Annotated in this window: 9 protein-coding genes; 1 reads left to right on the top strand and 8 read right to left on the bottom strand. The window is 72.0% G+C overall.

The window, feature by feature from the left end; all coding sequences use genetic code 11:
* Nucleotides 1-189: 189 nt before the first annotated feature.
* The 6 genes from era to ACFVT2_RS32890 form a co-directional block, all read right to left on the bottom strand.
* A complete protein-coding gene (gene era / locus ACFVT2_RS32915; RefSeq protein ID WP_390023887.1) occupies nt 190-1,137 on the bottom strand; it encodes a GTPase Era in 948 nt (315 codons plus the stop codon).
* 95 nt (nt 1,138-1,232) lie between these two features.
* A complete protein-coding gene (locus tag ACFVT2_RS32910) occupies nt 1,233-1,595 on the bottom strand; it encodes a cytidine deaminase (protein WP_390023885.1) in 363 nt (120 codons plus the stop codon).
* A gap of 807 nt (nt 1,596-2,402) precedes the next feature.
* Nucleotides 2,403-3,722 (bottom strand): hemolysin family protein, encoded by a 1,320-nt coding sequence (locus ACFVT2_RS32905; RefSeq protein ID WP_390023884.1) that lies wholly within the window; start codon nt 3,720-3,722, stop codon nt 2,403-2,405.
* Nucleotides 3,723-3,733: 11 nt separating this feature from the next.
* Complete coding sequence (gene ybeY, locus ACFVT2_RS32900) at nt 3,734-4,231, bottom strand: rRNA maturation RNase YbeY (protein WP_390023883.1); 498 nt, start codon at nt 4,229-4,231, stop codon at nt 3,734-3,736.
* 39 nt (nt 4,232-4,270) lie between these two features.
* Nucleotides 4,271-5,272, bottom strand: a complete 1,002-nt coding sequence (locus ACFVT2_RS32895) for a PhoH family protein (protein WP_390023882.1) — start codon at nt 5,270-5,272, stop codon at nt 4,271-4,273.
* Between the two features lie 175 nt (nt 5,273-5,447).
* Nucleotides 5,448-6,641 carry a carbohydrate kinase family protein gene (locus tag ACFVT2_RS32890; protein ID WP_390023881.1) on the bottom strand — a complete coding sequence of 398 codons (1,194 nt, stop codon included), beginning with the start codon at nt 6,639-6,641 and terminating at the stop codon, nt 5,448-5,450.
* Nucleotides 6,642-6,708: 67 nt separating this feature from the next.
* Between ACFVT2_RS32890 and ACFVT2_RS32885 the strand changes: the two genes are divergently transcribed.
* Nucleotides 6,709-8,049, top strand: coding sequence for a 6-phospho-beta-glucosidase (locus ACFVT2_RS32885; protein ID WP_390023880.1), 1,341 nt, complete (start codon nt 6,709-6,711; stop codon nt 8,047-8,049).
* Between the two features lie 360 nt (nt 8,050-8,409).
* Here ACFVT2_RS32885 and ACFVT2_RS32880 read toward each other — a convergent pair whose 3' ends face one another.
* Both ACFVT2_RS32880 and ACFVT2_RS32875 read right to left on the bottom strand, forming a co-directional pair.
* Entirely contained in the window at nt 8,410-9,039 is a 630-nt protein-coding gene (locus ACFVT2_RS32880) for an MBL fold metallo-hydrolase (protein ID WP_390023879.1), read from the bottom strand.
* Nucleotides 9,039-10,124: an S-(hydroxymethyl)mycothiol dehydrogenase gene (locus ACFVT2_RS32875; RefSeq protein WP_390023878.1), complete on the bottom strand. Its 1,086-nt coding sequence runs from the start codon at nt 10,122-10,124 to the stop codon at nt 9,039-9,041. The genes ACFVT2_RS32880 and ACFVT2_RS32875 overlap by 1 nt, the downstream gene beginning before the upstream one ends.
* Nucleotides 10,125-10,159: the final 35 nt, after the last annotated feature.

Below are 10,159 nucleotides of genomic sequence, written 5' to 3'. Positions count from 1 at the left end.
GCAGGACGTAAAGCGCAGCAGTCCTGCACACCGACCCCGCAGACCCGACACCGCCCCCCGAAAGCCCCGCGCAGCGGACCCCGCCCGCCGCAGGCGACACGGCGAGAAACCCAGCAACGTACGACGCATAGCCAAGCGCAGCGGACCGGTGAGCAACCCCCACGGCGGGGCAGCCGCAAACGTACGAGGCTAAAAACCCAGCTTGCGGAGCTGCTTGGGGTCCCGCTGCCAGTCCTTGGCGACCTTGACGTGGAGGTCCAGGAAGACCGGGGTGCCCAGCAGCGCCTCGATGTGCTTGCGGGACTTGGTGCCGACCTCCTTGAGCCGCTTGCCCTTGGGGCCGATGATGATCCCCTTCTGGCTGGGGCGCTCGATGTAGACGTTGGCGTGGATGTCCAGCAGCGGCTTGTCGGCGGGCCGGTCCTCGCGGGGCAGCATCTCCTCGACGACGACGGCGATGGAGTGCGGCAGCTCGTCGCGGACGCCTTCCAGCGCGGCCTCGCGGATCAGCTCGGCGACCATAACCTGCTCCGGCTCGTCGGTGAGGTCGCCTTCCGGGTAGAGGGCCGGGCTCTCGGGGAGCAGCGGTACGAGCAGGTCGGCGAGGAGCGACACCTGCTTGTCGCCGACCGCGGAGACCGGGATGATCTCGGCCCACTCGATGCCCAGTTCCTTGCCGAGCTGGTCGATGGCGATCAACTGGGTGGCCAGCGCCTTGGAGTCGACCAGGTCGGTCTTGGTGACGATGGCGACCTTGGGGGTCTTCTTGATGGCGGCCAGTTCGGCGGCGATGTAGCGGTCGCCGGGGCCGAGCTTCTGGTCGGCGGGGAGGCAGAAGCCGATCACGTCGACCTCGGACCAGGTGGTGCGGACGACGTCGTTGAGCCGCTCGCCGAGGAGGGTGCGCGGCTTGTGCAGCCCGGGGGTGTCGACCAGGACCAGCTGGGCGTCGGGCCGGTGCACGATGCCGCGCACGGTGTGGCGGGTGGTCTGCGGGCGGTTGGAGGTGATCGCCACCTTCGTCCCGACGAGAGCGTTCGTCAGGGTGGACTTGCCCGCGTTGGGGCGGCCGACGAAGCAGGCGAAGCCGGCGCGGTGGGGGGCAGTGGACTCTGTGCGAACGCTCATGGCGCCCATTCTCCCCGATCCCCGCGGCCGCTCCGACCATCCGGCGCTCCGGCCGTTCCGGGGCGGGGCGCGCAGGGCGGCGGGCGCCCCGCCCGGTGGTGCGGTCAGACCGAGGGGCCCGCGGGGACGCTGGCGCGCAGGGTGCCGTCGGGGGCGGCGACCAGGACGGGGGTGTCGGGGCCGCCGAGGTCACGGACGGCGGCCCGGTCGGCGTCGGCGGCCTGCTCGGCGTCGGTGACCACGGCCGCGGCCTCCAGGGACGTGGCGCCGCTGGCGACGGCCATCGCGACGGCCGTCTGCAACGCGCTGAGCTGCAGGGAGTCCAGGGCGACGGTGCCGGCGACGTAGGTGCGGCCGGTCTCGTCGCGGACGGCGGCGCCCTCGGGGACGCCGTTACGGGCCCGCGCCGAGCGCGCGAGCGTGATGATCTTGCGGTCTTCGGGGTCCAGCGGTGCGGCTTCGGTCATACGGGCGAGCATATGCGGGGCCCGACCGGGGCGTACGGGGACGGGCCCCACGGTCCGTGCCGGACGCCCGGGACGTCCCGTGCCCCCGCGACCGAGGCGTCGAGGACAGGAGGCAGGGGGCATACGGGAGATCGAGGCTGTGGGGGGGACGCACGATGGCTGAAGAGTCCGGTTGCCCCGCTCCCCTGTGCCGGGGCACCCGGCTCTCCAGCCAACGTCGTTTCCGGGTCCGCAGCGGGCGGTGCCGCCGCAGGCGTGCCTGCGGGGCGATCGCCCGATGCGGAGTCGTGTGTGACCACCGGGTCGCCGGTCACCGTCGTCGGTGTCCGGCCCCCTCCCGGTGCCCGTGCTCGCGATGTCCGCGGCCTGGCCGGACGTCATCGCGAATACTGCGGTGATCTTTCCGTCACCGCCCGGCGGCTCCTGTCGAAAGGGCCGCACCGGGGAAATCCGCCGCGTTGTCGACGGCGCCCCCGGATTCCTCACCTCTGGTCTTTCGGCTCGCGGCGAGGGCGTCGGTTCCGCCCGGACGGACCGCCCGCAGAGCCGCCGCGATGGTGGGCATCACCACGGCTTTCCTTCCACGCATTTCGTTCAGCTTCCCTCTGCCGCAAAATACCGACGCCCTTTCCGGCGCCGGTTCGAAGATCTTTCCACGGAATTAGTGAGGGAATCCAGCATTGCCGGAAATGGCTTTGAGGATATTTCCGCTGTACTGGAGATCAGTAGCCGTGCGGGGCCGGATGCCCCGGAATGGGCGGTGGTGCGGTGTGGCGCCGCGGTCCGCGGAGGGCGCCGGGCGGGCGGTCAGCGGCCGGCGCCGTCACCCTCCGCGTCCGCCGCGCGGACCGGTTCACAGAGCACCGTGACTATCTTGTTGCGGCGGCCGGCGGGCGCCTCGGCGATCAGCCGCAGCGCCTTGAGGTCCGGGTCCGAGGCGTCGTCGGAGAGGTCGATCTCGGCGGTCGCCCCGGCGATCGGGACCTTACCCAGCTGCTTGGCGAGCAGTCCGCCGACCGTCTCCACGTCCTCGTCGTCCAGCTCCGCCAGGCCGTACAGCTCGCCCAGCGCGCCGATGTCGAGGCGGGCGGTGACGCGGTAGCGGCCGCCGCCCAGGTCCTGCACGGGCGGGAGTTCCCGGTCGTACTCGTCGGTGATCTCGCCGACGATCTCCTCCAGGATGTCCTCGATGGTGACGATGCCGGCGGTGCCGCCGTATTCGTCGATCACCACCGCGACGTGATTGCGGTCCCGCTGCATTTCGCGCAGCAGATCGCCGGCGTTCTTGGTGTCGGGGACGAACACCGCGGGGCGCATCGCCGTGGAGACCAGTTCGTTCTCCGCGTCGCGGCTGATGTGCACCTTGCGGGCGAGGTCCTTGAGGTAGACCACGCCGACGATGTCGTCCTCGTTCTCCCCGGTCACCGGGATCCGGGAGAAGCCGGAGCGCAGTGCCAGGGTCAGCGCCTGCCGGATGGTCTTGAACCGCTCGACGGAGACCAGGTCCGTGCGGGGCACCATCACCTCCCGGACGAGGGTGTCGCCGAGTTGGAAGACCGAGTGCACCATCCGGCGCTCCTCGTCCTCGATCAGCGACTCCTTCTCGGCCAGGTCCACCAGGGACCGCAGCTCCGCCTCGGAGGCGAACGGGCCCTTGCGGAAGCCCTTGCCGGGGGTGAGGGCGTTGCCGAGCAGGATCAGCAACTGCGGCACCGGGCCCATCACCCGGGCCAGCGGCAGCAGGACGTACGCCGCCGCGGTGGTGGTGTTGAGCGGGTGCTGGCGGCCGATGGTGCGCGGGGAGACTCCCACGGCGACGTAGGAGACCAGCACCATCACCGCGATGGCGACGGTCAGCGCCTGCCAGGTCGTGTCGAAGGAGCGCAGGCAGGCGTAGGTGACCAGGGCGCCGGCGGCCACCTCGCAGCCGACCCGCACCAGCAGCGCGAGGTTGAGGTAGCGGGTGGGGTCGGCGGCGACCGCGGCGAGCTTGGCGCTGCCCCGGCGGCCGGAGCGCACGGCCTCCTCGGCGCGGAAGCTCGTCGTCCGGGTCAGTCCGGCCTCCGCGCAGGCGGCGAGCCAGGCGACGACGACGAGCAGTACCGCGACGGCGATCAGGGTGGTCATCGCGCGCCCCGTCAGGTCAGGGTCGGGGCCGGCGAGGGACCGGTCATCCCGTGCTCCGCCCGCCAGCCGTCGATGATCGCGGCCTGGAGGCCGAACATCTCGGCCTTCTCGTCCGGCTCCTCGTGGTCGTAGCCGAGCAGGTGCAGCACGCCGTGGACGGTCAGCAGCTGGAGTTCCTCGTCCATGCTGTGCTCCGTCGGGGCCTCCTTGCCCTGCTTCTCGGCGACCTCCGGGCAGAGCACGATGTCGCCGAGAAGGCCCTGCGGCGGCTCCTCGTCGTCCTTGGCCGGCGGCCGCAGCTCGTCCATCGGGAAGGACATGACGTCGGTCGGGCCGGGGAGGTCCATCCACTGGAGGTGGAGCTGCTCCATGGCCTCGGCGTCCACGACGATGACGGACAGCTCGGAGAGCGGGTGGATCCGCATCCGGGCCAGGGCATAGCGGGCAACGTCCAGGATCGCCTGCTCGTCGATGTCCGTACCGGACTCGTTGTTGACGTCGATCGACATGGGGAAGGTGGGTCTCGCTTCTTGGTCGCGCAGCGCGGGCTACTTGCCGTTGCGGCTGTCGTACTTCTCGTAGGCGTCGACGATACGGCCGACGAGCTTGTGCCGGACCACGTCCCTGCTGGTGAGCTCGGAGAAGTGCACGTCGTCGACGCCGGTCAGGATGTCCCGGACCTGGCGCAGACCGCTCTTCGTGCCACCCGGCAGGTCGATCTGGGTCACGTCGCCGGTGATGACTATCTTCGAGTCGAAGCCGAGCCGGGTGAGGAACATCTTCATCTGCTCGGGATTGGTGTTCTGCGCCTCGTCGAGAAGGATGAAGGCGTCATTGAGGGTCCGGCCGCGCATGTACGCCAGCGGCGCGACCTCGATCGTCCCCGCCGCCATCAGCCGCGGGATGGAATCCGGGTCGAGCATGTCGTGCAGCGCGTCGTAGAGCGGGCGCAGATAGGGGTCGATCTTCTCGTAGAGGGTGCCGGGCAGGAAGCCCAGGCGCTCTCCGGCCTCGACGGCGGGGCGGGTCAGGATGATGCGGTTGACCTGCTTGGCCTGGAGGGCCTGGACGGCCTTGGCCATGGCCAGGTAGGTCTTGCCGGTGCCGGCCGGCCCGATCCCGAAGACGATGGTGTGCTTGTCGATGGCGTCGACATAGCGCTTCTGGTTGAGGGTCTTGGGGCGGATGGTGCGGCCGCGGTTGGAGAGGATGTTCTGGGTGAGCACCTCGGCCGGGGTCTCGCTGGCTCCGTCGCCGTTCTCCGCCGCGCGCAGCATGGCGATGGAGCGTTCCACTGCGTCCTCCGTCATCGGTTGACCGGTGCGGAGCACCAGCATCATCTCGTCGAAAAGGCGCTGGATCAGGGCGACTTCCCGGGCGTCGCCGACCGCGCTGACCTCATTGCCCCGGACGTGGATGTCGGTGGCGGGGAAGGCGTCCTCGATCACACGCAGGAGCGAGTCGCCGGATCCCAGGATCGTCACCATCGGGTGCTTGGCCGGGACCGTGAACTGGGCGCTCGCCTGCGCTCGTGTGGGTGTCTGCGTCATGGGTAGGCCGGGTGGCCTGCTCAACCCCCATCCTTTGCTCATCACAGGTGCGGACCTCGACAGCGGTGCCCGCACTGGCTCCTTGCGCTACCAGAGTACGACGGGGCACCGACAAGCCGGTCGGCTTTTCCGGGACGGCCGCGGAGGGCACCGGAGGGCGGGCCGGGCGGCGCGCTCAGGCCGGGCGGCGGAACCCGATCGTGGGGACCGCGCGGGCCAGCGGCGCGGACCCGGTCGGGCACGTGGAGTCCGCCGCTCCCGTAGGGCCGAGGCTCACTCCCGACTCGGCCAATACGGCGTCCAGGAAGCCGTACTGGTGGCGCAGCCCGGCGGCGGCCCCGGTGTCGCAGGCCCGGACCCGGCGCCACCAGGCGGCGATCTCCGCCCAGCCGGGCGCGGAGAGCGAACCGCCGAATTCCTGCACCGACAGGGCGGCGCTCAGCCCGGCGAAGGACAGCCGGTCGGCCAGCGGCCAGTCGGCGAGGGTGCCGGTGACGAAGCCGGCGACGAAGACGTCCCCGGCGCCGGTCGGGTCCAGTGCCTCCACCACGATGGCGGGCACCTCGGCGCTCTCGCCGGTGCGGGCGTCCACCGCGTACGCGCCCTCCGAGCCGAGCGTGACGACGGCGAGCGGCACCAGGTCGGCGAGCCTGCGGGCGGCGGTGCGCGGGCAGTCGGTGCGGGTGTAGCGCATCGCCTCCTCGGCGTTGGGCAGGAACGCCTCGCAGTGCTCCAGGTCGGCGAGGTCGGTCGGGTCCCAGAGGCCGGAGTCGTCCCAGCCGACGTCGGCGAAGATCCGGCTGCCTCGACCGGCCGCACAGCCCAGCCAGCCCTCCCGGCGGCCGGGGACGAGCGAGGCGACACAGGCCCGGGCCGGCGGCGGGCAGCCGGGGGCGTGCGCCCCGTCGAAGGCGTGATCCGGGGGCGGCGCCTCGTGGCCGTGCGAGACCATGGTGCGCTCGCCCTCGTAGGCCATCGAGACGGTGACCGGCGAGTGCCAGCCGGGGACCTTCCGGGAGAGCGCCAGGTCGATGCCCTCGCCCTGTTCCAGCGCCTCCCAGCAGTACTCGCCGTACATGTCGTCGCCGAACGCGGCGGCCAGGGAGGTGCGCAGTCCGAGCCGGGCCAGCGCGGTGGCCATGTTGGCGACGCCGCCGGGGCTGGAGCCCATGCCGCGGGCCCAGGATTCGGTGCCGCGGATCGGGGCGGAGTCCAGGCCGGTGAAGATGATGTCGAGGAAGACGGTGCCGGTGAGGTAGACGTCGGTGGGCGGATCGTCCTCGTGGCGCACCGCGGCCAGCGGATCGAGCCCCGGCGGCACGGCGGCCGGCCCCTCGGGCGGTTGGACATCGCGTCGGCCTGTGTTCACCGCGCTCGCCCCTCTCGTACTCAACTCGTGCCGCCAGTGTGCCTGATGCTGCGGTACGTTCCGCCCCATGAGGCTCTCCCTTCTCGGTGGTGGCGGCTTCCGGGTGCCGCTGATCTACCGCGCGCTGCTGGACGACCCCACACGCTCCGTCTCCGAGCTGACGCTGTACGACACCGATCCCCGCCGGGTCGCGGTGATCTCCGAGGTGCTGGCCAAACTGGCCCGGGGCCGTACCGAACCGGTACCCGTGCGGGTGGCGGAAACTCTCGACGCCGCGCTGACCGGAGCCGACTTCGTGTTCTCCGCCATACGGGTCGGCGGGACCGCCGGTCGCATCCGGGACGAGCGGATCCCGCTGTCGGAGGGCGTCCTGGGCCAGGAGACGGTCGGCGCCGGCGGGGTCCTCTACGGACTGCGGACGATCCCGGTGGCGCTGCACATCGCCGAACGGGTCGCGGCGCTCGCCCCGGGGGCGTGGGTCATCAACTTCACCAATCCGGCGGGGATGGTGACCGAGGCGATGGCGCAGGTGCTGGGCGACCGGGTCATCGGGATCTGCGATTCGCCCGTGGGGCTGGTGCGCCGGGCGGCGCGGGCGGCCGGCGCGGACCCCGCGGTCCTGGAGGACCCGACCCGGTCCGGCTACGACTACGTGGGGCTCAACCACCTCGGCTGGCTGCGCTCGTTGACACTCGACGGCACCGATGTCCTGCCCGGCCTCCTGGGCGACGTGGCGGCGCTGGGCTCCTTCGAGGAGGGCCGGCTCTTCGGCCCGGAGTGGCTCCGCGTCCTGGGCGCCCTCCCCAACGAGTACCTGCACTACTACTACTTCCGCCGCGAGACCCTGCACTCCGTACGGGACACCGACGAGACCCGCGGGGAGTTCCTGGACCGGCAACAGGGCGGCTTCTTCGAACGGGCCGGGGCTGCCGGCTCCGCGGAGGCGGTGTACGACCTGTGGGAGCGGACCCGGCTGGAGCGCGAGGAGACGTACATGGCGCACAGCCGGGAGGCGACCGGCGGCTGGCAGCGGGACAGTCACGACCTGGAGGGCGGCGGCTACGACCGGGTGGCGCTGGCGCTGATGCACGCCATCGCCGGCGACTCCGGACGGCGGCTGATCCTCAACGTCCGCAACGGGACGACGGTGCCGCAGCTGGCGCCGGACGCGATCGTGGAGACGGTGTGCGAGGTGACCGCCAAGGGGGCCCGGCCGCTGCCCTGCGCGCCGCTGCGCGAGGACCAGTTGGGCCTGATGCTCCAGGTCAAGGCCGTCGAACGGGCAACGGTGGCAGCCGCCCTCTTCAAGGACCGCGACGCGGCGCTACGGGCCCTCGCCCTGCACCCCCTCGTCGACTCGGCAGCCGTGGCCGCCCGCATCCTGCAACGAGCGGCCACGGAACGCTGAGGCCGGGGCCTGCCCCGGCCCCGGCGCGCGGGGGGCGCCCCTACGGCGCCGCACCGCGGGGGGGGGGGGCGGGACCACCCCGTCGTGCCGCTCATGGGAATCCCCGGCGCTCGGGAATCCGCCGCGCCGCCGGCACGGGCCGGGAATGCCCCGCGCGGCCGCAGTTGCGGGAAAGGCCCACACCACCGCACGCGTAGGAAAGACCCCGCACCGCCCCGCACGTGCGGGAACGGCTCCGCGCCACCGCACGGGCCGGAAAGCCCCCCGCTCCCCCGCGCCACAGGAATACGCCCCGCCCCCGCCACGTTGTGGCCCCGCAGGGGGCGTTCAGGCCCCCTACGGGATCTGTTCGCCCGACCCCTAGTGGCCCCGGGCGATCCACTCCGCCAGGTGTGGTGCCTCCTGGCCGATGGTCGTCGAGTCGCCGTGGCCGGTGTGGACCACGGTCTCCGGCGGCAGGGCCAGCAGCCGGTCGCGGAGCGAATCGATGATCGTCGGGAAGTCGGAGAAGGACCGGCCGGTGGCGCCGGGGCCGCCTTGGAAGAGGGTGTCCCCGGTGAAGACGGTGTTCAGGTCGGGGGCGTACAGGCAGACCGCCCCGGGCGCATGGCCGGGGGTGTGCAGCACCGTCAGGTCGGTGCCGGCGATGGTCAGCACCTGGCCGTCCGACAGTTCTCCGTCGGGGGCGGTGTCCGGGTGGGTCTGCTTCCACAGCGGCAGGTCGGCGGGGTGCAGGAGGATCCGCGCCCCGGTGCGGGCGGCGAGCGCCGGGGCCGCGTCGATGTGGTCGTTGTGCGCGTGGGTGCAGATGACGGCGCGCAGCGCGCGGCCGTCGAGGGCCCGCAGGATGGCGTCGGCGTCATGTGCGGCGTCGATGACGACGGCCTCCGAACCGTCGCCGACGATCCACACGTTGTTGTCGACGTCCCAGGTGCCGCCGTCCAGCGAGAACGTCCCGGAGGTGACGAGGTGGTCGATGCGGGCGGTCATCACAGCACCACCACCGAGCGCAGCACGTCACCGGCGTGCATCCGGTCGAAGGCCCGCTCCACGTCGTCGATGCCGATGGTCTCGGTGACGAACGCGCCGAGGTCGATCCGGCCCTGCTGGTGGAGGTCGATCAGCATCGGGAAGTCCCGGGACGGCAGGCAGTCGCCGTACCAGGAGGACTTCAGGGCGCCGCCGCGGCCGAAGACGTCCAGGAGGGGGAGTTCCAGGGTCATCTCCGGGGTGGGCACGCCCACCAGGACGACCGTCCCCGCGAGGTCGCGGGCGTAGAACGCCTGGCGGTAGGTCTCCGGGCGGCCGACCGCGTCGATGACGACGTCCGCGCCGAATCCGCCGGTCAGCTCGCGGACGGCCTCGACGGGGTCGGTGGCGCGGGAGTTGACGGTGTGGGTGGCCCCCATGGTGCGGGCCGTCTCCAGCTTCCGGTCGTCGATGTCGACGGCGATGATCTTGGCGGCGCCGGCCAGTCGGGCGCCGACCACCGCCGCGTCGCCGACGCCGCCGCAGCCGATGACCGCGACCGAGTCGCCGCGGCCGACCTGGCCGGTGTTGATCGCGGCGCCGATGCCCGCCATCACCCCGCAGCCCAGCAGCCCCGCGACGGCCGGTGAGACCGCCGGGTCGACCTTGGTGCACTGGCCGGCGGCGACCAGCGTCTTGTCGGCGAACGCCCCGATGCCGAGCGCCGGGGTGAGCTCGGTGCCGTCCTTGAGCGTCATCTTCTGCTGCGCGTTGTGGGTGTTGAAGCAGTACTGGGGCCGCCCGCGCAGACACGCCCGACAGGAGCCGCACACCGCACGCCAGTTGAGGATGACGAAGTCCCCGGGGGCGACGTCGGTGACGCCCTCGCCCACCGACTCCACCACTCCGGACGCCTCGTGGCCGAGCAGGAACGGGAAGTCGTCGTTGATCCCGCCCTGCTTGTAGTGCAGGTCGGTGTGGCACACCCCGCACGCCTGAATCTTCACCACGGCCTCCCCGGGCCCCGGATCGGGCACCAGGATCGTCTCCAGCCGGACCGCTTCGTTCTTCCCCGGCGCCACGACGCCGCGCACTTCCTGTGCCATCGGTACCGCCCCTCTTCGAAGATCACGTACGGGAC

The organism is Streptomyces sp. NPDC058000 (assembly GCF_042886435.1).
GTDB lineage: Bacteria > Actinomycetota > Actinomycetes > Streptomycetales > Streptomycetaceae > Streptomyces.
The sequence above is the reverse complement of the archived record's forward strand: the minus strand, read 5'-3'. Positions and strand labels throughout refer to the sequence as shown.